The following is a 660-nucleotide window of genomic DNA, read 5'->3' as shown; positions in this document are numbered from 1 at the left end:
ACCTACACCGGCATCGCCGAGATGGCATGGCTGCAGCAGATCCTGGCGTTCGGCTGGGTGTGCCGCCCGCTCGGCCTCCCGCGGATCAGAGACGGCAAGATGCTCGGCGCGCTGCGGATCGACATATCCGCGGAGACGCCGACGCTGCTCGCCCGGAACGGCATCTACACAGCGCCGGCGCTCGACCTTTCCGACACGCTCGAAGCCGCCTGAACCAGATTGGAAACCTGACATGAACATCTGCCAGATTCACCCCGAGACCGACCGCTGGACCGAGCGCCTGCTCGTCGACGGCTATTGCGTCATCCCCGACCTGCTCACCGACACGGTCCAGGCTCTCGACCGTGACCTTGCCGCGGATTTCGAGCGGACACCCTTCTGCGAGGGCGGCTTCTATGGGGCGCGGACGAAAAGGTTCGGCCGCCTGCTCGTCCGCTCCGGTCATGCCGAGGCTGTGGTCATGCACCCGCTGATCACCGGTATTGTCGAGCGCGTCCTCTCTCCCTGGTGCGACACCATCCAGCTCAATCTCACCCAAGCGATCGCGCTCCATCCGGGCGCCCTTCCCCAGCTGCCGCACCGCGACCAGGACATGTGGCGCGGCGAGGTCGGCGAGGTCGAATATCTCGTCAACGTGATGTGGCCGTTCACCCGCTATAC

The 660-nt window shown here is 65.6% G+C and carries 2 protein-coding genes; both read left to right on the top strand.

The features are described from left to right. A partial coding sequence (locus AC2JF9_RS08135; RefSeq protein WP_500726792.1) for a hypothetical protein occupies positions 1-213 on the top strand: 213 nt, incomplete at its 5' end. A gap of 19 nt (positions 214-232) precedes the next feature. Next, positions 233-660, top strand: a 428-nt coding sequence (locus AC2JF9_RS08130; protein ID WP_500726790.1) for a phytanoyl-CoA dioxygenase family protein, incomplete at its 3' end; no start/stop codon positions are given.

It is taken from the genome of Lactobacillus sp. C449L, assembly GCF_059900815.1.
Note: the sequence above shows the minus strand (reverse complement) of the source record. Positions and strands in the feature narration are given on the sequence as shown.